We start from the raw sequence: 19,335 nt of genomic DNA on the forward strand, positions 1-19,335 counted from the left end.
CAACAACATTTGCTGGTACGGCCGCAGTCCGCGCATGGTTGGCGTGGGAGGTGGTCAGGATGACCGATCAGTTGAGCAGCGACTACGACGTGGTGGTGGTCGGCGGCGGCGCCGCCGGGTTGAACGGGGCGTTGATGCTCGCCCGGGCCCGCCGGTCGGTGGTGGTGATCGACGCCGGCGCCCCGCGTAACGCGCCGGCCGACGGGGTGCACGGGCTGCTCGCCCGCGAGGGCACGCCGCCGGCCGAACTGCTGGAGCGCGGCCGGGCCGAGGTGCGCGGGTACGGCGGTCACGTGGTGGCCGGCCAGGTCGACGCCGCGGCGCGCGACGGTGACGGGTTCGCCGTGACGCTCGCCGACGGGCGGTCGGTGCGGGCGCGCCGGCTGCTCGTGACCACCGGGCTGGTGGACGACCTGCCGGGCGTCGCCGGACTGCGGGAGCGGTGGGGCCGGGACGTGATCCACTGCCCGTACTGCCACGGCTGGGAGGTCCGCGACCGGGCCATCGGCGTGCTGGCCACCGGCCCGATGTCGGTGCACCAGGCGCTGCTGTTCCGCCAGTGGAGTGCCGACGTCACGTACTTCACGCACCTGTCCGCCGGCCCGGACGAGGAGCAGGCGGAACAGCTCGCCGCCCGCGACATCCGGGTGGTGACCGGTGCGGTCGCGGCCCTGCAGATCGTCGACGACCGGCTGACCGGCGTACGGCTCGCGGACGGAACGGTCGTCGAGCGGGACGCGCTGGCGGTCGGGGCGCGGATGGTCGCGCGGGCCGGACTCCTGGCCGGGCTCGGGCTGCGGCCGGTGGAGCACCCGAGCGGGATGGGCGAGCACGTCCCCGCCGACCCGACCGGGCGTACCGACGTACCCGGGGTGTGGGTGGCCGGGAACGTCACGGACCTGGCGGCGCAGGTGGGAGCCGCCGCGGCGGGCGGCGCCCTGGCGGCGGCGATGATCAACAGCGACCTGGTCGCGGAGGAGACCCGGCAGGCCGTCGACGCCCGGCGGCAGCGGTTCTCCGCCGGGTCCGAGGCGCGGGTGGCCGAACTGGTGGCCGGCGACCGCCGCCACGGGCTGTGAACAAGGGACGCCGGCGCGGCTGAGCGATCGGCCGGAGGGGTACGGCGCCTAGGATGAGCCCATGAGCGCAGAGGCCGTCGGCAGGCACATGCCCGCTGTCGTGACGCTCGAGGATCTGGCCGCCATGAACGCCGCCGATCCCAACGGTCACCGGTACGAGACGAGCCCCGAGGGGGTGCTGTCGGTCATGCCGCCGCCGGACTCGGAGCACGCGATGATCGCCAGTCGGCTGATGGCGTGGCTCATCATCGCCGGGTGGCCCGCCGAGCAGGTTCTCCAGGCCGCCGGCCTCCGGGTGCCCGGCCCCGACGGGGTCGGCGGCCGCATCCCTGACCTCACCGTGTGGCGCAAGCCGCCGCCGCGGAGCGTCTGGTCCGTCGCGGCGGACGTCGCGCTGGTGGTCGAGATCGTCTCGCCGGGCTCCGAGGCGATCGACTCGGTCACCAAGGTCCGGGAGTACGCCGCCGCCGGCATTCCCCGCTACTGGATGGTGGACCGCGACAGCGGGCAGACCGTCACCCTGTATCGGCTGTCGGAGCGCGGCGACTACGAGGAGCAGGCCAGAATGCCGCTGGCCTGGTTGCTCCAGACGGCCCCGGCCGAGCACCTCGACTAGCAGGCGGCGGTGGCGGGACCGGTGTGGGCGGACGGCCGGGGCAGTTCGGGGAACTGCGACGCACTGAGCGCCGCCGGACTCACTCCGCTTCGACGCCGCCAGCCCGCAGGATCTGGCGGACCCGCTCGCGGGTGTATCCGGTGACCCGGACGATGTCGACTTGCCGCATTCCGTCACGAGCGGCGTCGACAATTGCCTCGGCGAACCGCGAACGGGCCTCGGCCACGTCGTTCCTCGCGTTCGTGACGAGCTGCTCCGCCCGGGCCTGGGCGTCCATAACGGCAGCCCGCGCCTCTTCGTAGGCCCGGACCGCAGCCGCCAGGTCGTCCGTCACGCGATCAATCGGGCTCGACGCCGGCTTGCCGCAGGAGTGTGCGGATCCATTCGCGGGAGAGTCCGGTCGTGGCGACCAGGTCCCGCATGCGGGTTCCGCGCCTGGCCTCGGCGACGATCGCGGTGGCAAGGTCCCGGCGAGCCTGGCGCAGAGTGTCCTGGCTCGTGCGCACCTGCTCCTTGGCGCTCTCGACGGCATCCTGTGCCGCGCGGTAGGCGGCGGTCGCGGAAGCCAAGTCCTGTGCCACGGCGTCAGCGTGACACACAGCCGATCTTGGCCAACTCTGAGCTGGGAAACTGGCCAGCAATGGCTTTAGTTATTGGCCATCATGAAGTAGCGTTACCGGCATTCAGCCGGCCGTGGGTTCCCACGCTCCGAGAACCGGCCGGATCCGGGATCGACTGAGGGAGGCGGCCCGTGTCCAGCCCACCCCAAGCTCTGCCCACACTCCCTGGCTGCGGGCGGCCGGCGGACGTCCGGATCGAGGTCTACGGGGGCGACAGCCTGGATGCGTCCCTCTACGTCTGCCGGCAGCACGTGACGTCGGGTGCGGCGGCGCTCGACGCGTACGGCTGGCGGGCGGAACCGGCCGCCGTCCGTCCGCTCGTGACGAGGCCGTGCGGGTACGCGTACCGCTATCCCACCGGCCGGCTCGCGGACCTCGCCCATCCGCACTGGTGCGACCGGCGAGATTGCCTCGCACCGGCACCGGTCGCTCCGCCTGCCGGTCACCGGTGGGCGGCCGGAGGCGGCCGTCGCCGAGGTGTCGCTGACGCAGGGGCTGACGGCCGGGCTGGAACCGGTGATCGCGCTGGCCGTGGTCGACGCGGGCAGCCACGAGGTGACGCTGTCGCTGGGGCAGGGGCGTGTGCTGTCGTCCCAAATGCGGCGGCTGCTCGACCTCACCAGCCGGCGTCGGGGCGACTGAGGCGGGGCGAGGCGTCGCAGGGCGGCTCCGCAGGGCGGGGGCGGGTCAGCGGGGGCGGCGGGTTTTGGGCAGGTCGAACTGGTCGGCGGCCTTGCAGTCGCTCGGTCCGCCGACCGCGCTCGGCCCCACCCGCTCCAGCGCCTGCCGGGCGCGGACCCGGCCCAGGTTCCAGGCGTACCAGGGGTCCGGCTCGTCGAGGTCGTCGGCGATCCAGCTCAGGGTGCAGCGGCGTACCGGGTCGGGCAGCTCGGCCAGGGCGGGCGTCGCGTCGGCCGAGAGGGCCCGGAGGTACCAGGCGTCGATCTTCCCGGTCGTCTGGTAGCGGGCGATGTTGCGGCTGGCGGCGTAGTCCTCCGGGTTGAGGACGGCCAGGCTGAGCAGCATGACCACGGCGAGTGCCACGGTCGCGCGCGGGATCCAACCGCCCTTCCAGCGCAGCCCGGCGACGAGGATCATCAGGAAGACCGTGCCGAGCAGCAGCTCGAACGCCATCACGAAGATCCGTTCGCCGGTGAAGCTGTAGACCTTCTGGTACGTGTACATCCGGGACAGCGCCGAGATCACGATGACGACACTGAGCGCGCTCAGCGCGCCGAGCAGGACGCGCAGCACGATCCGCTCGGCACGGCTCTCGCGCCGCGCCCAGCGGGCCACCCCGCCGAGCACGGCGAGCGTCAGCAGGGTGACGGCGACCAGCTGCCAGAAGCCGCTGCGCGCGTACTCGGCGTAGCTGAGCCCGGCGGTGCGCAGCACATGCCGCTGACCGCCGAACAGCACGGTGAACTGCACCGCCACGAAACCGGCGAACAGCAGCGTCACGGCCGTGATGACCGGCGCCCACTCCACCATGCCGAAGCTGCGCCGGGTCGGCCGGTCCACGCTGGACAGGTCCGGCGGCGCGGCGAGCGTCCAGACGGCGGCCACGACGCAGAGCGCACCGACCGTGGCGAGGAAGATCCAGCGGAACACTGTACCGATGCTGACCTCGGGCACGACCGCACCGAGCACCACCGAGAAGGCGCCGTCGGCCGACGCGAGCAGCGCGCCGAACACGATCAGCGCGGCGACGGTGGCCGCGACCGAACCGACCACACGGCGCACCAGCCCCGGGTCGGCGTTGGACCGGAAGTGGGCCCGCACCCAGGGCTGGCCCCGGACGGCCGCGACCGGCCCCGCGACCACGCTGAACAGGATCGACCGGACGCCCCGACCGCCGACCACCGCGAGGGCCGCGCACCCGAGCGCGCCGAGGACGCAGAACGTCACCAACCACCACGCGTTGCGGAAGGCCAGGACCGCCAGCAACGCCAGCGCGGCCGCCGCCCAGCCGGCGCGGACCCACCGCTCGGTCCGCGGCAGGTCGGCGACCGGGCGGCGGACCGCGACCACCACGCCGACGGTCAGGGCCAGCCAGCCCAGGAACCATCCGATCCCGGTGCGGCTGAGCGGCACGAAGAACGCCAGCCCGAGAGCACCGGCGAGGACCGCGGCGGGCACCGCGCGCCCCCGCGTGGGCTTCGGCCCGGGCCAGTGCCGCTGGAACCACGACGGCCCCGGCGGCGCCGGCCGGTAGAAACCACCGGACATCCCGGGGTACGGCGGCACGCCGGCCCGGCCGGGCCCCGCGGCGTACGGCACCGGGTCACCCGGCGCGGGTGCGGCCGCCGCCGTGGCGCCGGACGCCGCTGACGGACCGGTGGCCAGGGCGGGTGTGGTCGACGGCCCGCTGCCGGCCGGCGTCCCGATGGGCTTGGGCGCCCCCTGAGGCCGAGCGGGCTGATCGGTGCCCGCTTCCGGTGACCCGTCCCTGGCGGCGGTCTCGCCGCCGGCGGACGCGACCTCCGGCTTGACGCCCGCGGCCGGGCCGCCGGGCGTCGTACCGCCCGCCGGCGTCGTCGAAGCGCCGTCGGCTGCCGACCCGGACGGTGTGGCCGGTACGGCTTCGGCCACCCGGACCGGCCCACCGCCGTTCGTCGCAGGGGCGGTGACCGGGGTCGTCGGCGCAGCCTGCGTCGTGGCCGCCGGGGCACCGGCCGGCACCGCGCCATCCGCCTCGGCGACCGGCACCAGAGGGATGAACACCGCGTACCCACGGGTCCCCGGTGGCAGGCTGACCGGGATCGCCCACGCGGGCTGGCCCTCGGGCCACGGGAAGGCGCCGGGAGCGTCGGCGGTGGCGGGCGCGGCCAGCAGGTACGGCGGCGCGCTCCCGCCGGCGGAATCCTCGGCGGGCGGTCGGGGCGCCGGTGGTGGCTGGGTCACGGCACACTCCTTGATCAAGGGGTGGGCACACTGTACGGCCACACCGCCCCGGCCGCCGCCCCGCCTTTCGTGCCGGCGCACGCACCGCCCGCCCCGTCGGCGTGACCGGAACCGGTCAGCGTCCACTTCGGGACTGAGTCGTCCTCACCTTCCGCGCCACGCTCACCGGTGAACCCCGAACCTGATCGGAGGACCGATGACGACCCATCCCCGATGGCGGTCGAGCGGGGCCACGCTGGTCGTGGCCGTGATCGTCGCCCTGGTCGCTGCCCTGCTGCCCGCATCACCGGCGCTCGCCCTGCCCTCGGGCAGCGGCTGGTCGGCCTCGTGGAGCTACTACCACCCCACCGCCTACCAGTACGCGGGCACGCTGCCCGGCGTACGGCTGACCGGCTACGCCACCGACAGCTCGGGCGTCTCGAGCACCGTCGGCACCATCGAGGACACCGCCAACGACAGCCGCTGTGCCCGCGTCCTGCTGTACGCCAACGGGGTCGGTTACATCGCCGACCGGACCACCTGCGGCAACGGCAGCTACCTGACCTACAGCACGGTCAGCTACCAGCAGGGCCTGCTCGTGATCGTCTACCGGATGATCCAGGGGACGAGCACCCACGACAAGGGCTTCCACCTCTACATCCCGCCGTCGCTGAGCGACTCCCAGTTGCGGACGGTCGGCACCGGCGCGAGCTGGTCGTACTACACCTCGACCGCGTTCCAGTACTCGATCACCCGCCCCGGCGTCCGGCTGACCGGCTACGGCGCGCACCAGTACACCGACCAGCGCTCGTCGCTGAACACGGTGGAGAAGACGGCGACCACCCTCGGCTGCGCCAGCGGCCGGGTCACCGGCGGGACCACCACGAGCGGCAGCACCTGCGCCAACGGTGGCAGCGCCTCGTTCACGCGGTTCGACCACACGAACAACCTGGAGGCATCCGCCTGCTACCAGCCGACCCTCGGCACCCAACGCTGCCTGGCCCTGAACATCCCCGAGCCCTGGTGACCCCCCTGCCCGGCGGAGGAAGGACGGGCGTCACGAAACCGTGGTCGTGGGGCCGCCGCCGCTGCCGCGGTCGTCCAGCAGGAGTGGTGCGCGGCCGGTGACGGCGTAGCGGACGTGGGTCACGTCGGGGGAGTGGACGACCCGCGTCGGGACCAGCTCGATGCCCTCCTTCTCGCCGAGGCCCAGGTCGGCGTCGAGCAGCCGCAGGCCGGCGCCCAGCACGACCGGCACGATGTGCAGCTCCAGCTCGTCCAGCAGGCCGGCGGCGAGCACCTGCCGGACCAGGCTGCCGCCGCCGGCCACCGCCACGTTCTTCCCTCCGGCGGCGGCGCGGGCCTGCGCGACGGCGCTGGCGACGCCGTCGGTGACGTACGTGAAGCTGGTGCCGCCGCCGCGCACCAGGGTCTCCCGGGGGCGGTGGGTGACGACGAAGACCGGCGCCCGGAACGGCGGCTCCGCGCCCCAGGGCACCTCGCCGCCGTCGGCCATGCGGCGCCCCATGACGTACGCGCCGGCCGCCGCGAAGCTCTCGGCGACGATCTCCGAGTTGGTGTCGTGCGTACCGCCGGCGAAGCCCTGCCGTTCACGCCAGGCCATCGCGTCGGTCGCCCACCGGGTGACCCGGAAGAAAGCGGCGGCCTCCGCCGACTCCATCCAGTGGCCGTCGCCGGTGTGGCGGGGGCCGGCGTAGTACCCGTCCAGCGACACGGACAGCTGTGCGGTCACCTTGGTCATCGCGGATCGTCCTCTCCTCGGCGGGGCACCTCGTGGTCCCCGTTCACCGAGGGATCGGAGCGGGCGGCGGCCGTTCGACACGACATCCCTGTGACCCGGCTCACACCAGTCGGGCGGCCTGCCGGACGAGGAAGCGCCGCTCGGGCAGGCTGCCGGCGAGCCGGGCCGCCTCCCGCCACTCCCGGGCGGCCGCCGCCCGCTCCCCGGCCCGCTCCAGCAGGTGCGCCCGGACCGCCAGCAGCCGGTGGTGCCCCGCGAGCGGCCCGTCCGCCAGCTCACGCACCAGGTCCAGGCCAGCCGCCGGCCCCCGCACCATGCCGAGCGCGACCGCCCGGTTCAGGGTCACCGCCGGCCCGGGGGCCAGCCGCTCCAGCAGCTCGTACAGGCCCAGGATCTGCGGCCAGTCGGTCTCCTCGGCGGACGGCGCCTCGGCGTGCACGGCGGCGACCGCGGCCTGCACCTGGTACGGGCCGACCGGCGCGGTCGACAGCGCGTCGGTCAGCAGCGCGGTGCCCTCGGCGATCGCGGAGCCGTCCCAGCGCGTCCGGTCCTGCTCGGCCAGCGGCACCAGTTCGCCCTCCGGCCCGGTACGGGCCGGTCCCCGCGCCTCGGTCAGCAGCATCAACGCGAGCAGGCCGGCCACCTCGCCGTCGGCGGGCAGCCGCCGGTGCAGGCGCCGGGTCAGGCGGATGGCCTGCCGGGTCAGGTCGACCCGGCGCAGCGCGGGTCCGCTGCTGGCCGCGTACCCCTCATTGAAGATCAGGTAGAGCACGTGCAGGACGACCGCGAGCCGTGGCTCCCGCTCCGGCTCGGGCGGCGGCGCGAAGCGGGCACCCGCCTCCCGCAGCCGCTGCTTGGCCCGCACGATGCGCTGCCCCATCGTCTTCTCCGGCACCAGGAAGGCGGCGGCGATCTCCGGCGTGGTCAGCCCGCCGACCGCCCGCAGCGTCAACGCCACCTGCGCCGACGGTCCCAGCGCCGGGTGGCAGCAGAGGAACAGCAGTTCGAGCAGGTCGTCGTGGGCGGGCTCGGCGTCCGGCGGCGGAGCGAACAGCGCGTCGCGGGGGGTCGCGTCCAGGACGGCCTGCTCCCGGCGCCGGCGGGCGGCGTCGGCGCGGACCTGGTCCACGTAGCGGCGGGCAGCCACCGTGCGCAGCCAGCCCGCCGGGTGCTCCGGCACGCCGTCGGCGGTCCAGGTCTCGACCGCCGCGAGCAGGGCCTCCTGCACGGCGTCCTCGGCGCGGGTGAAGTCGCCGTACCGGCGTACGAGGGCGCCGAGGACCTGCGGCGCGAGGTCGCGCAGCAGGTCACCGACGCGGTCGTCGCCGGTCAGAGGTCGCCGCCGGTGCCGGTCATCAGCGGCCACACCTCCAGGCCGCCGCCGCTGGGTCCGCTGCCGAACCGCAGGGCCGGGTACGACCGGGCGATCTCCAGCGCCCGCTCCTCGCTGTCGACGTCCACCACGAAGTACGAGCCCACGTACTCCTTCGCCTCCAGGTAGGGGCCGTCCGTGACCACGGGCGCGTCGCCCACCATGCGGACCGACCGGGCCCGGGACACCAGGCCCTGGCTCTCCACCAGCTCGCCGGAGCCGCGCAGCGCCTCGTTGAACGCGTCGACCTCGCCGATCAGCGCGGTCAGGTCGCCCGCGGGCAGACTGTTCCAGATCTCCTCGTTGCCGTAGATCAGCATCAGGTACTTCACCGGAGGCTCTCCTCTCAAGGCAGGTCAGGCGGCATGTCGCAACCATCTGCGCGACACGACGGAGTCGGATTCCGGACAGGACGCCGGGCACCTCGCCGTCGCACTGTTGTAGCAGGTGAGAGGCGTAAGGATGGCGGGCCACATCCCGATCCTCGGGCCCGGCGGGGACAGCACCGTCCCCGCCGACACCGCCGCCACCGAGCCCGGCCCCGTCGCCGTGGCGGATCCGGCGTAGCGCACCGCCGGCTCCGCCCCACAGGCCGCGCTCCGCCCGACACCGGGACCGGGCGCCCCGCCCCGGTGTCACCTCCGGACACCGACGTCGCCACCTTCCGACACGTCCGCCCCGCCGCGTCGACGCGGCGGAACGACCGCTGCCCACCGCCGTCGCGCGAACGTGCAGGTCGAGACACCACCCGTACGGCAGCACCGCCGTTCCGCCGTCGCACGCGGGCCGGGCGGTCCGCCGTACCCGATGACCGGCCGTCCGGGCGCGGGCCCGGCGGGGCCGGTCGCCGCCCGAGATCCAGCACGGCCGGACCGGTCGGGCGCGGAGGCCCGACGGCCGCCGGCCGAAGCATGAGAGGAGGCGGCGATGGCCGCTCCCACCGTGACCGCCGCCCTGAACGCCGCGGTCTACTCTCCCGCCGACCCGATGACGCTGACCGTCACGTACGGCGACGCCGACACCCGCCCGGTGACCGTCACCGTCGTCGTCACCGACGCCCAGGGCAACAGCAGCGCCCCGGCGCGGGTCACCGCCGTCATCGACCCGCTCACCGTCACCGTCACCGACGACTCCGGACGCACCTGGACGAAGCTGTCGGACACCGGCGCGGTGGCCGTCTACCGGGCGGTGGCGTGATGCCCCGGGTCACCGTGACGGTGCGTGACAACGGCGGGCGCACCGCCACCGCAACCGCCACCTACACGATCGCCCCGCCGGTGCTCGGCGGCTACTACCTCTCCGGCAATGCCGACCCGACGGCCGACATGGCGGGCGGAAACATCCGCTCGCTGACCCAGTACCGCAGCTTCGCCGACGGCTACGTCTTCCCCGGCTGGAACCGGCCCTGGCTGGTCGACCTGGGCAAGGCCGGGATAAAGATCAACATGGTGCTGGAGCTCAAGCACTACGGCGCCCCGAACACCGACGCGCAGACCTTCACCGTGGACGGCGTGCGCTACACCGTCCCGGCGCCCGCCATGACCATCCAGCAGCGACCGGGAACGACCTGGCCGCGGGCGTACGGCTACAGCCAGGTGCTCGCCGGTCAGTGCGACGGGCTGTTCGCGCGGGCGCTGTCGCAGTACCGGACGATGGGCTTCGGGGTGAACATCCAGCTCGCCTCCGAACTGGACACCGACCACGAGTTCGGCACCACCGAGGCGGGCAAGGCGTACACGTGGGCGGAGTCCGACGCCCGCGCGGTGCAGGCCGTCACGTACATCGTCAACTGGTTCAAGGCGCGCGGCCTGCCCGCCGGCACCACCTTCTCGGTGGGGGTGGGGGGCTTCGACCGGGCCTGCTACCAGCGCACCCACCCGGAGGCGCTGATGGCCAAGCTCGACTTCCTCCAGTGGAACGTCTACGCCACGGACCCGACCCACACCGCGCTGGCCCGGTTCCGCCGGACCAAGGACTGGGCGGTCGCCGACCTCGGCCCGGTCGCGCTCTCCCGGCCGGTCCTGATCGCCGAGTGGGGCGTCCGGGCGGCCGAGATCCCCGACCAGGCGGCGTGGATCCGCACCGTCCCGGCGGCCGTCGCCGCGCTCAACGCCGAGCGCGGACCCCGGATCGTGCGGACGAACTACTTCAACTCCGGCTGGGGCACGCTCTCGCCGAAGGCGACCGGCCTGGCCGCGCTGAAGACGGCCTACGCCACCCGGCCGTACGTCTGAGACCCCCGCTCGGCCCGGCGCCCGGCGGGCGGGGATCCGCCCGCCGGGCGCCCGGGGTGACGTCAGTCCCCGGTCAGCCGCTCCGCGTACGCGTCGCGCAGCTCCGGCCAGCCGAAGTTCATCGCCTCGGCCCCCCGGATCGGGCCGACCGGGTCACCGGCGATCAGGTGGTCGGCGACGTCGAGGCAGAGGTGCCAGCCGGCCGCGACCATCGGTGCCATGCCGCCGTCGGCGAGCGTGTGGCGCAGGGTCAGGCGGGTCCCGGCGGCGGTGGGGATCAGCTCCCAGCGCAGCAGGTCGTCGCCCCACGTGTAATCCAGCAGGTGCGGGCGCTCGGCCCGGCGTACCGTAGCCCGGTGCCGTTCGGTGGTCTCACCGTCGATCATGGTGAGCGTCGTGTCACCGGGGGAGCCCAGGTCGCGGTCGGCGAGGAACGGCGCCCACTCGGCGAGCCGGCCCGGCTCGGTCAGCGCCGACCACACCACCTCCGGAGGGTGGCGCAGGTCGCGGACGAACACGACGGTCCGGCGCCCGCCGGCGGTCTCCAGGGAGACGTCGGCCGGCGGGGTCGGGCGGAAGTCGGCGCGGTCCATCACGGCTCCTGACTGTCGAGGTGGCGTTCCAGGGCGTCCAGGTGGGTGGTCCAGAGCCGTCGGTACGGCGCCAGCCACCCGTCGACCGCCTGCAACGGCCGGACCTCGATCCGGTAGATGCGCTGCTGGGCGGAGCATATGCCGGTCAAGGCATGTGCGGTCGCTGGGCGGCACCCCGCCGACCTCCCTATGCTCGGGACCATGGAACTGCGGATCTTCACCGAACCCCAGCAGGGCGCCACCTACGACGACCTGCTCGCCGTGGCCCGCCGCGCCGAGGAGACCGGCTTCGCCGCCTTCTTCCGCTCCGACCACTATCTGAAGATGGGCTCGGTGACCGGCGAGCCCGGCCCGACCGACGCGTGGACCACCCTCGCCGGGCTGGCCCGCGACACCCGGTCGATCCGGCTCGGCACGCTGATGACGGCCGCCACCTTCCGGCTGCCCGGCCCGCTCGCGATCACCGTCGCCCAGGTCGACCAGATGAGCGGCGGCCGGGTCGAGCTGGGCATCGGCACCGGCTGGTTCGCCGAGGAGCACAGCGCGTACGGGATCTCATTCCCGTCCCTCGCCGAGCGGTTCGACCGGCTGGAAGAGCAGCTCGCGGTCATCACCGGCCTGTGGGAGACCCCGTCGGGCGGTACGTTCGACTTCGCCGGGCGCTACTACCCGGTCAGCGACTCGCCGGCCCTGCCGAAGCCGGTACAGACCCCGCGCCCGCCGATCCTGCTCGGCGGCATGGGCCCGAAGCGCACGCCGCGCCTCGCCGCCCGCTACGCCGACGAGTTCAACCTGCCCTTCGCCTCGATCGAGGACACCGTCGCCCAGTTCGAGCGGGTCGGCGCCGCCTGCGCCGGCATCGGGCGCGACCCGGCCACCATGACCTGGTCCAACGCGCTCGTGCTCTGCTGCGGGCGGAACGACGCCGAGGTGGCCCGCCGGGCCGCGGCCATCGGCCGGGAGCCGGACGAGCTGCGCGCCAACGGCCTGGCCGGCACCCCCGCCGAGGTCGTCGACAAGATCGGCCGGTACGCCGAGACCGGCAGCCAGCGGATCTACCTCCAGGTGCTCGACCTCGCCGACCTGGACCACCTGGACCTGGTCGCCGCCGAGGTGCTGCCCAAGGTGTAAGGAAGGGCCCCCTGTCAACGCCTCCGGTAGAGGAGGGGTCCCCTGTTAACAACCTTGAGGGGCGCGACGCTCAGTGGGTACGCGTGCCGGCGGGGTCGCGGAGCACGGTGTCGAGGCGGCCGTCGCGGTCGCTGTCGACGTACGTGATGTCGGGAACGCCGTCGCCGTCGAAGTCCACCTGCACCACGTCGGCGACGCCGTCCCCGTCCAGGTCGGTGACCACCTCGACGGCCCCGTCCAAGCGGTGCGTGACGATCGACCGGGCCTCCGCGCGCGGCGGGGGCCCGGGGTGCGGCACCGGTGTCGGGGCGGGCGGCGGCGCCGGAGTCGGCTGCGGCCCGGGGGTGGTGTCCGGCGGCGCGCTCGCCGGCAGCACACCGACACCGGTCGGGTCCATCTCCTCCTCGGACGGGAAGACGTCACCCCGCGGGGCGGGATCGCGGTAACTACTCATCCACCCCCATTTCCCCACCCGAGCCCGGGATAACCGCCCACCCGTCCCACCGCCGCATCACCCCGCCTCCGGCTCGCTCTGTTGATCATGGAGTTAGCGGGCTATCTGAAGATCCAAGCACCCGCCAGCTTCATGATCGACGTGCGCGGCGCGGGGCAGCGCGCGGGCGGGTGAGGGAGGCGCGCGGCGGCGGGGGGCGGCGGGGGGCGGCGGGGGCGGTCGGGTGGGCGTAGCGTTCGGCGGGCGGGTGTGCCGGCAGGTTCGGCCGGGGTGCCGGGGGCGGGACGCGGAGGGGCGTGATGGTGGCGCGGCGGAACTGGGCGGGCAACGTCCACTACGCGGCCCGGCGGTTCCACGAGCCGACGTCGGTCGACGAGCTGCGGCGGCTGGTGGCCGGCAGCGACCGGCTCCGGGCGGCCGGCACCGGGCACTCGTTCAACCGGTTCGGTGACACGACGGGTGACCTGGTGTCGCTGGCCGGGCTGCCGCCGGACGTGACCCTCGACCGGGACCGGTCCACCGTCACCGTGCCGGCCGCCCTCCGCTACGGCGACCTCGCCACCGCCCTGCACGCCCAGGGGTACGCGCTGGCGAACCTCGCTTCCCTGCCGCACATCTCGGTCGCCGGGGCCGTCGCCACCGGCACCCACGGCTCCGGCGTACGCAACGGCAACCTGGCCAGCGCCGTCGCGGCCCTGGAACTGGTCACCGCCGACGGTGACCTGCTGACCCTCGACCGCGACGCGGACGGGGACACGTTCGCCGGCGCCGTGGTCTCCCTCGGCGCGCTGGGCGTCGTCACCCGGGTCACCCTCGACGTGGTGCCGGCCTTCACCCTGTGCCAGTACGTGCGCCTCGGCCTCGCCCGGGAGGCGCTGGACGAGGCGCTCGACTCCGCGTACAGCGTCAGCATCTTCACCGACTGGCGTACGCCGCTGCTCCGCGAGGTGTGGGTCAAACAGCACGCGGAGCTGCCCCCACCCCCGGCGGGCTGGCTGGGGACGACCGCCGCCGAGACGCCCCGGCATCCGGTGGCCGGGCTGTCCCCGGAGCACTGCACCCCGCAGCTCGGGCCCCCCGGGCCGTGGCACGAGCGCCTGCCGCACTTCCGGCTCGGCTTCATCCCGAGCAGCGGGGACGAACTCCAGTCGGAGTACCACGTGCCGCGGGCCGCGGGGGCCGACGCGCTGGCCGCGCTGGACGAGGTGGCGCACCTGATCGCCCCGGTGCTCCAGGTCTGCGAGCTGCGGGCGGTCGCGGCCGACCGGCTGTGGCTCAGCCCGAACCACGGGCGCGACAGCCTCGCGATCCACTTCACCTGGGTCGGCGACGCGGCGGCGGTGACTCCGGTGGTGGCGGCCGTGGAGGAACGCCTCGCGCCGTTCAGCCCGCGCCCGCACTGGGGCAAGGTCTTCGGTCTGGCCCCGGCCGCGGTCGCCGCGGCCTGGCCCCGGTATGCGGACTTCCTCGCCCTGATGGTTCGCCTCGACCCGTCCGGAACGTTCCGCACCGACCTGCTCGACCGCTACTTCCCCCGCCCCTGAGCGCCGGCGCCGACTGTCAGAAAGCAGCCTCGGCCCTTCGTCGGCTTTCCGACCGGGCGGGTTCCGTGATTGCCTCGTCACCGACCTTGACGTCCACAAGGGATGGAGTGACATGACGGATCCCTCCGGCACGGGTCTCCGGCTGACGCCGATCGACAACCGGGCCCTGGCCCCGATCACGGTCGTCGCGCAGTGCCTGGACAACCAGTGGGTCACGCAGGACCTGCTCGCCCGGATGGTCGCGCGGCGGGAGTCGTACCGGGAGGTGGAGCAGCGCCGCCGCCGCGACGCGCGGGCCGAGTACCTGCGCGCGATCCTCAACGCCGAGCAGGTGGTGGTGAACCGGGCCTACTTCTTCAACAACCCCGTCGTCCACCGGGACTTCACGGCGGACGGGCCGCAGCGGGCGGCGTTCCGGGAGCTGCTGGCCGACGGCGTCCTCGTGCCGTTCCTCCTGCGCGAGCGCAGCCTGGCGGCGGAGCCCGGGTTCGGCGTGGACAGCGCCGGCTGGTCGGGCTGGTTGCGGCTGCTGGGCGAGGTGGACGAGGTCCGCTGCCTGCGGCTGTCGTGGGATGACGCGGAGAACGACCGCCTCACCGAGCGCTGCATGTTCGCCGAGTTCCGCCGCTTCCTGCTCCAGCTCGCCGCCTTCGACATCGAGGAGCTCCGGCGGGATCTTCGGCTGCCGGAGGAGAGCCGCCCGGTGCTGCGCCGGCGGATGCAGGAGGTGACGCTCTGGGCGGTGGAGACGGAGCAGGCCACCCGGGAGGGCTTCTACCGGGAGTTCCTGGTGGAGCCCGACACGAATCCGGCCGAGGGCCGGTTTCGTTCCGCGCCGCTGGTCGGCCAGCTCAAGCAACTGGTCGACCTGCGCTACAACACCACGCTGCCGGACGCCGTCGACGGGTACGCGCTGATCCCCGCCGACTCCCTGCGCCGCACCGCGATGCAGGAGTACCGGCGGGAGCGGCCGCCGGACCGGAACCTGGACGACCTGCTCACCCTGGTGAGGACGCTGCGGCCGTACGCCTTCGACCTGGCCCAGCTGCCGCTGCGCCTCGACCTGACCGGGTTGGAGCTGCACCATGTCCGGCAGGCGCGGGACACCGACGAGTGGCGGGAGTACGTGGCCGCCCTGCGGGAACTGCTCGCCGAGCCGCTCGACTTCGTCACCCGGGCGCAGCGGGTGTACGACCGCTACGTGGCTCTGGCCCAGCGCCTGGCGGGCATCGTCGGGGAACGGCGCCTGGAACGGGCGCGGGCGTGGGAACCGGTGATCCGGGTGACGGTCGAGGTGCTGGGCAGCACCGTCTCGCTGGTCTTCGACGGTGATCCACGGGTGGAGCTGGTCGGTGACGTGGCCGTCGAGGTGGCCGGGCGGGGCGCCACCGCCGTGGTCCGCTTCGCCGTGGTCAACCGGGACCAGCGCCGCGCCGCCCGAGACCTCGGCACCGGCGTCGACGTTATGCGGGTACACCTGCAACGGGCCGGGGAGGACTGGCGGGAGCTGGTGCGCCGGCTGCAGGAGACGGGATTCCCGGTCAGTCCGGGTGACACGGGTCGCGACGACGAGCCGAACATCGACCGGCCGCAGGAGGACGAGGGTGAGTGAACTTTGGAGGCAGTACGTCGAGCTGCGACGGCGCCACCCGGACCTCTTCGCCAACCCGCCCGACTCCGCGGTGGAGATCCTGGACGAGTCGGGGCAGGTGGCAGCCGCGGAACGGGCCAGGGCGGATGTCCTGCGCGCCCGTGGCCTGCCCGTGGAGTGGAGCCGGGCCGGGGTGGTCTTCCAGGACGACTACCTGACGCTCATCCGCGATCCGGTCCGCTTCCCGGGTGGCGTGCTCGGGACGTACCTCCGGTCGCTTCCCAGCAGCGGCGCCGACGGCCTGGTCGTGCTGCCGGTGCTCGACGGCGGCGTCGTGCTGGTGGAGCACTTCCGGCACACCACCCGCCGGTGGCACCTGGAGGCGCCGCGTGGGTTCGGCGAGGCCGGTGTGCCGCCGGAGGAACAGGCGGCGCGGGAGCTGCGCGAGGAGATCGGCGTGGCACCGGCCCGCCTGGTCGACCTGGGGGTTCTGCATCCGGACACCGGCATCGCGACCAGCACGGTGCGGCTCTACCTGGCCGAGATCGCCGAGCTGGGCGACACCGCAGCCGAGGAGGGCATCCGCGCCGCACGGACGTACCCGGCCGGGCGGGTCGGCGAGCTGATCCGCGACGGGGTGGTCACCGACTCGTTCACCATCGCCGCCTGGACCCGAGCGTGGCTGCGGGGCCTGCTGAGCGGCGTTCCGGGACCGGTCACCGGTACGGGTCGGTGATCCTCGGAGCTGTCCAGCCCGATCACTCCGGAACTCCGGGCCCGCCTGGCACCTACCGGCGGCCGGTGATCTGCTCGCGCATGCTGCCGCGCTGCACCGCCCGGCTGATGTCGCTCGGCGACACGATGCCCACGAGCCGGCCGTCGGCCACCACGAGCGCCCGCCCGTCGGCGCACTCGCTGAGCCGGGGCAGGAGGTCGTTCAGGGACTCGTCGGGGGAGGCGAGCACCAACTCGTCGGCCCGGCAGGAGACCTCGGCGAGGGTGGTGGCGCCGCGCCGGTCGACCGGGACGTCCCGTACCCGGTCGAGGGTGACCAGCCCGACGGGCCGCCCCTCCTCGGTCAGCGGCAGCGCCGAGTGCCGGTACGCGAAGAGGTAGTTGTCGACGAAGTCGGCCACCGTCAGGTCCCCGGAGGCGGTCTGCGGTTGCGGCGTCATCACGTCCGCGACGCGGACGCCGCGCAGGGCGCTGCCCATCCGGGCCTGCCGCTCCTCCATCCCGGCGGCGCCGATGAGGAACCAGCCGATCAGGATCAGCCAGAGCCCGCCGAAGCCGGCCCCGGCGAAGAACTGCCAGAAGCCCAGGCCGATCAGCAGCGCGCCGAGCACCCACCCGGCCCGGGCGGCGACGACCGACGCCTTCGTCCGGTCGCCGGTGGCCTTCCAGACCGCCGCGCGCAGCAGCCGCCCACCGTCGAGCGGCGCGGCGGGCAGGACGTTGAAGACGGCCAGCAGCACGTTGATGCCGGCCAGCCAGGCGAGAGCACCGAGCAGCAGCCCCTCGGAACCGGCCAGGGCCAGCGCCACCGCGATGGCACCGAAGAACATGCCGATGAGCAGGCTCACCAGCGGGCCCACCCCGGCGATGCGCAGCTCCGCGCCCGGGTTGGGCGCCTCGCCCTTCAGCTCGGCCACGCCGCCGAAGAGCCACAGCGTGATGCCGCCGACCTGGAGCCCGTTGCGCTTGGCCACGATCGCGTGGGAGATCTCGTGGGCGAGCAGGCCGAGGAAGAAGACCACCGCGGCCGCGAGGCCCGCGGCGGCGTACGCGATCCACGGCCGGTCGGGGTAGGCGCGCGGGAACTGGTTGGCCGACAGCCCCCAGGCGATGAGCAGGAAGATGACCAGGACGCTCCAGTTGACGCCGACAGGTACGCCCGCGATCCGGCCAAGCCGGAAACTCGCCCTCATGTTCCGGTCATACCCCCGAAGGCCGCGCCCATGCCAGGGCCGAAGGTCTCAGGATCACACTCGCTGACCGTTTCGCCGTGTCGCGCGAACATGGCGACCAGTCGTCTCGGCCGCGCTGGACGACCTCGACGAGCGAGGGCAGATCGGCTGATCAGTCTGCGGTGCCGGCAGGCACGACCCAGACGGTGGGCTGACCAGTGATCGCAGTGATCATGTCGTAGTCACCGTCGTAGTGCAGCACCGTCGCCCCGTGCCGCTCTGCGGTTGCGGCTATCACCAGATCAGCCATGGAGAGGGCGCGATGGTTGCCCTTGTGCAGCGCCTGGAGTTGAACGTCTATTGCACGATCCCAGACCTCGTCTGGCATCGGGAGCCAGTGGAAGCCACCGAGCAGCCAGCGGGCACGCTGGGCGTCCTTGGCCGTCCGGGCGCTCTGGATCACCTCGATCTCGACCGCGCCACACACCGCCAACAGACCGCGTTCGGACAATTCGTCGAGGACGGGCGCGACGGCGGACTTGGGCCAGCGGGCTAGAGCCGACTTGTCGAGCAGGTAGAGTTCTCGACTCACGCCGCATTCGGCTTCACGTCGGTGGGCCCGGTCAGACCCGGCAGGCCGCCGCTCTTGAGCCAGTCGGCAAATTCGCGCCGCTTCTCCCGGTCGACGGCAGCCTTCAGAGCTGCGTTCACGGTCGCCTTCTTGGTGGTGGTGCCGAAGATCTTCGCAGCCTCGGCGAGCAGTTCGTCATCGACGTCGAGGATGGTCCTGGACATGGTTGGCTCCTCTCAGTCTCGCGGGATACCGCCCAGATGATATCAAGCGCCGCTGATCTTGATATATGACTGAGGGTGGCGCCGGCGGCTGCTGTGGCGGAGATCCGGCAGGTGCTCGACGCCGACGACCGCATCCCCTTCCCGGGCTGGCGTGGGGACCATTTCTCCTACGACTTCTGGCAGGACGCGACGCACCCGCGAGGAATGTGGCGACGGACGACGCTCGACCAGTACCGCCGACGGAAGCCGGTATGGGATGTCCTGCTCGACGTCGACGCGCTGGCCAACGACGAGGGCGAGAACTGGGTCTGGAGCGGGGTGACGGTGCTGCGTGCGGGCAGTCGGCGTTGCCTGGTCAGCCTGTCGCGAGGCGGTGCGGACGCCGTCGTGGTGCGTGAGTACGACCTGGATCGCCGGGCCTTCGTCGAGGGTGGTTTCACGATCGCCGAGGCCAAGACCACGGTCTGCTGGATCGACGTGGACCATATCTACGTCGGCACCGACTTCGGGGCGGGATCGCTCAGCACTGCCGGATACCCCCGCATCGTCAAGCGGTGGCGACGGGGTACGCCGCTGTCCGAGGCCGAGACTGTCTATGAGGCGTCCGCCACGGACGTCGCCGCCTGGGCCTCGCACGACCCGACACCGGGATTCGAGCGCGACTTCGTTTGCCAAGCCGTGGGCGCGAAGGTCAGAACTGGTCCGCTCGGGTCCTTGCTGTCGCGTAGCCCCGACCTTGCCCGCCAGGTCGTCC

At 73.5% G+C, this 19,335-nt stretch carries 22 protein-coding genes and 2 pseudogenes; 11 read left to right on the forward strand and 13 right to left on the reverse strand.

All coding sequences use genetic code 11. The features are described from left to right. The first annotated feature begins 59 nt into the window (after positions 1-59). Complete coding sequence (locus GKC29_RS11585) at positions 60-1,079, forward strand: NAD(P)/FAD-dependent oxidoreductase (protein ID WP_155330827.1); 1,020 nt, start codon at positions 60-62, stop codon at positions 1,077-1,079. 61 nt (positions 1,080-1,140) lie between these two features. After that, positions 1,141-1,695: a Uma2 family endonuclease gene (locus GKC29_RS11590; protein ID WP_155330828.1), complete on the forward strand. Its 555-nt coding sequence runs from the start codon at positions 1,141-1,143 to the stop codon at positions 1,693-1,695. 79 nt (positions 1,696-1,774) lie between these two features. On the opposite strand, the gene GKC29_RS11595 is transcribed toward GKC29_RS11590, so the two are convergent. Both GKC29_RS11595 and GKC29_RS11600 read right to left on the reverse strand, forming a co-directional pair. Beyond that, positions 1,775-2,029, reverse strand: a complete 255-nt coding sequence (locus GKC29_RS11595; protein ID WP_155330829.1) for a hypothetical protein — start codon at positions 2,027-2,029, stop codon at positions 1,775-1,777. Positions 2,030-2,033: 4 nt separating this feature from the next. Further along, entirely contained in the window at positions 2,034-2,276 is a 243-nt protein-coding gene (locus GKC29_RS11600; RefSeq protein ID WP_155330830.1) for a hypothetical protein, read from the reverse strand. Positions 2,277-2,792: 516 nt separating this feature from the next. Here GKC29_RS11600 and GKC29_RS11605 point away from each other — a divergent pair. Next, entirely contained in the window at positions 2,793-2,957 is a 165-nt protein-coding gene (locus GKC29_RS11605) for a hypothetical protein (RefSeq protein WP_155330831.1), read from the forward strand. Between the two features lie 45 nt (positions 2,958-3,002). On the opposite strand, the gene GKC29_RS11610 is transcribed toward GKC29_RS11605, so the two are convergent. Then, entirely contained in the window at positions 3,003-5,219 is a 2,217-nt protein-coding gene (locus GKC29_RS11610) for a DUF4153 domain-containing protein (RefSeq protein WP_196255857.1), read from the reverse strand. Positions 5,220-5,415: 196 nt separating this feature from the next. On the opposite strand from GKC29_RS11610, the gene GKC29_RS11615 reads away from it, so the two are divergent. Next, positions 5,416-6,225 carry a hypothetical protein gene (locus tag GKC29_RS11615; protein WP_155330832.1) on the forward strand — a complete coding sequence of 270 codons (810 nt, stop codon included), beginning with the start codon at positions 5,416-5,418 and terminating at the stop codon, positions 6,223-6,225. Between the two features lie 30 nt (positions 6,226-6,255). Here GKC29_RS11615 and GKC29_RS11620 read toward each other — a convergent pair whose 3' ends face one another. The 3 genes from GKC29_RS11620 to GKC29_RS29920 all read right to left on the reverse strand — a co-directional run bounded on the left by GKC29_RS11620 (position 6,256) and on the right by GKC29_RS29920 (position 8,664). Further along, positions 6,256-6,960 (reverse strand): dihydrofolate reductase family protein, encoded by a 705-nt coding sequence (locus tag GKC29_RS11620; protein WP_155330833.1) that lies wholly within the window; start codon positions 6,958-6,960, stop codon positions 6,256-6,258. A gap of 100 nt (positions 6,961-7,060) precedes the next feature. Then, a complete protein-coding gene (locus GKC29_RS11625) occupies positions 7,061-8,326 on the reverse strand; it encodes an RNA polymerase sigma factor (protein ID WP_230688996.1) in 1,266 nt (421 codons plus the stop codon). Then, on the reverse strand, positions 8,290-8,664 hold the full coding sequence (locus tag GKC29_RS29920) for a YciI family protein (RefSeq protein ID WP_230688997.1): 375 nt from the start codon (positions 8,662-8,664) through the stop codon (positions 8,290-8,292). Before GKC29_RS29920 ends, GKC29_RS11625 begins: the two co-directional genes overlap by 37 nt. Positions 8,665-9,259: 595 nt before the next feature. Between GKC29_RS29920 and GKC29_RS11630 the strand changes: the two genes are divergently transcribed. Both GKC29_RS11630 and GKC29_RS11635 read left to right on the forward strand, forming a co-directional pair. Beyond that, a complete protein-coding gene (locus GKC29_RS11630) occupies positions 9,260-9,529 on the forward strand; it encodes a hypothetical protein (protein WP_155330835.1) in 270 nt (89 codons plus the stop codon). Next, positions 9,529-10,566, forward strand: coding sequence for a hypothetical protein (locus GKC29_RS11635; protein ID WP_155330836.1), 1,038 nt, complete (start codon positions 9,529-9,531; stop codon positions 10,564-10,566). Before GKC29_RS11630 ends, GKC29_RS11635 begins: the two co-directional genes overlap by 1 nt. 62 nt (positions 10,567-10,628) lie before the next feature. Here GKC29_RS11635 and GKC29_RS11640 read toward each other — a convergent pair whose 3' ends face one another. Further along, a complete protein-coding gene (locus GKC29_RS11640; RefSeq protein ID WP_155330837.1) occupies positions 10,629-11,159 on the reverse strand; it encodes an SRPBCC family protein in 531 nt (176 codons plus the stop codon). Next, on the reverse strand, positions 11,159-11,308 hold the full coding sequence (locus GKC29_RS11645) for a hypothetical protein (RefSeq protein ID WP_230688998.1): 150 nt from the start codon (positions 11,306-11,308) through the stop codon (positions 11,159-11,161). Before GKC29_RS11645 ends, GKC29_RS11640 begins: the two co-directional genes overlap by 1 nt. A gap of 52 nt (positions 11,309-11,360) precedes the next feature. Between GKC29_RS11645 and GKC29_RS11650 the strand changes: the two genes are divergently transcribed. Then, complete coding sequence (locus tag GKC29_RS11650) at positions 11,361-12,290, forward strand: LLM class F420-dependent oxidoreductase (protein ID WP_155330838.1); 930 nt, start codon at positions 11,361-11,363, stop codon at positions 12,288-12,290. A gap of 70 nt (positions 12,291-12,360) precedes the next feature. Here the strand turns inward: GKC29_RS11650 and GKC29_RS11655 are convergent, their stop codons facing one another. Further along, positions 12,361-12,744, reverse strand: coding sequence for a thrombospondin type 3 repeat-containing protein (locus GKC29_RS11655; RefSeq protein WP_155330839.1), 384 nt, complete (start codon positions 12,742-12,744; stop codon positions 12,361-12,363). Positions 12,745-13,043: 299 nt separating this feature from the next. On the opposite strand from GKC29_RS11655, the gene GKC29_RS11660 reads away from it, so the two are divergent. The 3 genes from GKC29_RS11660 (at position 13,044) to GKC29_RS11670 (ending at position 16,615) form a co-directional block, all read left to right on the forward strand. Continuing rightward, on the forward strand, positions 13,044-14,288 hold the full coding sequence (locus tag GKC29_RS11660; protein WP_196255858.1) for an FAD-binding protein: 1,245 nt from the start codon (positions 13,044-13,046) through the stop codon (positions 14,286-14,288). Positions 14,289-14,400: 112 nt separating this feature from the next. After that, positions 14,401-15,900 carry a hypothetical protein gene (locus GKC29_RS11665; protein WP_155330840.1) on the forward strand — a complete coding sequence of 500 codons (1,500 nt, stop codon included), beginning with the start codon at positions 14,401-14,403 and terminating at the stop codon, positions 15,898-15,900. Then, positions 15,893-16,615, forward strand: a complete 723-nt coding sequence (locus GKC29_RS11670; protein ID WP_196255859.1) for an NUDIX hydrolase — start codon at positions 15,893-15,895, stop codon at positions 16,613-16,615. The genes GKC29_RS11665 and GKC29_RS11670 overlap by 8 nt, the downstream gene beginning before the upstream one ends. Positions 16,616-16,667: 52 nt before the next feature. On the opposite strand, the gene GKC29_RS11675 is transcribed toward GKC29_RS11670, so the two are convergent. The 3 genes from GKC29_RS11675 to GKC29_RS11685 all read right to left on the reverse strand — a co-directional run bounded on the left by GKC29_RS11675 (position 16,668) and on the right by GKC29_RS11685 (position 18,581). Then, positions 16,668-17,807, reverse strand: coding sequence for a site-2 protease family protein (locus GKC29_RS11675; RefSeq protein ID WP_155330842.1), 1,140 nt, complete (start codon positions 17,805-17,807; stop codon positions 16,668-16,670). Between the two features lie 151 nt (positions 17,808-17,958). Beyond that, positions 17,959-18,378: a PIN domain nuclease gene (locus GKC29_RS11680; protein WP_155330843.1), complete on the reverse strand. Its 420-nt coding sequence runs from the start codon at positions 18,376-18,378 to the stop codon at positions 17,959-17,961. Next, complete coding sequence (locus tag GKC29_RS11685) at positions 18,375-18,581, reverse strand: type II toxin-antitoxin system VapB family antitoxin (RefSeq protein WP_155330844.1); 207 nt, start codon at positions 18,579-18,581, stop codon at positions 18,375-18,377. Before GKC29_RS11685 ends, GKC29_RS11680 begins: the two co-directional genes overlap by 4 nt. Before the next feature lie 111 nt (positions 18,582-18,692). Between GKC29_RS11685 and GKC29_RS11690 the strand changes: the two are divergent. Further along, positions 18,693-19,187, forward strand: a pseudogene (locus tag GKC29_RS11690) (S9 family peptidase); the annotation flags it as partial. Here the strand turns inward: GKC29_RS11690 and GKC29_RS11695 are convergent. Next, positions 19,175-19,331, reverse strand: a pseudogene (locus GKC29_RS11695) (DUF397 domain-containing protein); the annotation flags it as partial. The pseudogenes GKC29_RS11690 and GKC29_RS11695 overlap by 13 nt on opposite strands. Positions 19,332-19,335: the final 4 nt, after the last annotated feature.

Origin of the sequence: Micromonospora sp. WMMC415 (genome assembly GCF_009707425.1) — a bacterium.
GTDB lineage: Bacteria > Actinomycetota > Actinomycetes > Mycobacteriales > Micromonosporaceae > Micromonospora.

Excerpts from the sequence above, each read along its gene's own strand:
- GKC29_RS11585 (WP_155330827.1), top strand. The coding sequence starts at position 60 with ATGACCGATCAGTTGAGCAGCGACTACGACGTGGTGGTGGTCGGCGGC.
- GKC29_RS11590 (WP_155330828.1), top strand. The coding sequence starts at position 1,141 with ATGAGCGCAGAGGCCGTCGGCAGGCACATGCCCGCTGTCGTGACGCTC.
- GKC29_RS11615 (WP_155330832.1), top strand. The coding sequence starts at position 5,416 with ATGACGACCCATCCCCGATGGCGGTCGAGCGGGGCCACGCTGGTCGTG.
- GKC29_RS11620 (WP_155330833.1), bottom strand. The coding sequence starts at position 6,960 with ATGACCAAGGTGACCGCACAGCTGTCCGTGTCGCTGGACGGGTACTAC.
- GKC29_RS11630 (WP_155330835.1), top strand. The coding sequence starts at position 9,260 with ATGGCCGCTCCCACCGTGACCGCCGCCCTGAACGCCGCGGTCTACTCT.
- GKC29_RS11635 (WP_155330836.1), top strand. The coding sequence starts at position 9,529 with ATGCCCCGGGTCACCGTGACGGTGCGTGACAACGGCGGGCGCACCGCC.
- GKC29_RS11640 (WP_155330837.1), bottom strand. The coding sequence starts at position 11,159 with ATGGACCGCGCCGACTTCCGCCCGACCCCGCCGGCCGACGTCTCCCTG.
- GKC29_RS11650 (WP_155330838.1), top strand. The coding sequence starts at position 11,361 with ATGGAACTGCGGATCTTCACCGAACCCCAGCAGGGCGCCACCTACGAC.
- GKC29_RS11655 (WP_155330839.1), bottom strand. The coding sequence starts at position 12,744 with ATGAGTAGTTACCGCGATCCCGCCCCGCGGGGTGACGTCTTCCCGTCC.
- GKC29_RS11660 (WP_196255858.1), top strand. The coding sequence starts at position 13,044 with ATGGTGGCGCGGCGGAACTGGGCGGGCAACGTCCACTACGCGGCCCGG.
- GKC29_RS11665 (WP_155330840.1), top strand. The coding sequence starts at position 14,401 with ATGACGGATCCCTCCGGCACGGGTCTCCGGCTGACGCCGATCGACAAC.
- GKC29_RS11675 (WP_155330842.1), bottom strand. The coding sequence starts at position 17,807 with ATGAGGGCGAGTTTCCGGCTTGGCCGGATCGCGGGCGTACCTGTCGGC.
- GKC29_RS11685 (WP_155330844.1), bottom strand. The coding sequence starts at position 18,581 with ATGTCCAGGACCATCCTCGACGTCGATGACGAACTGCTCGCCGAGGCT.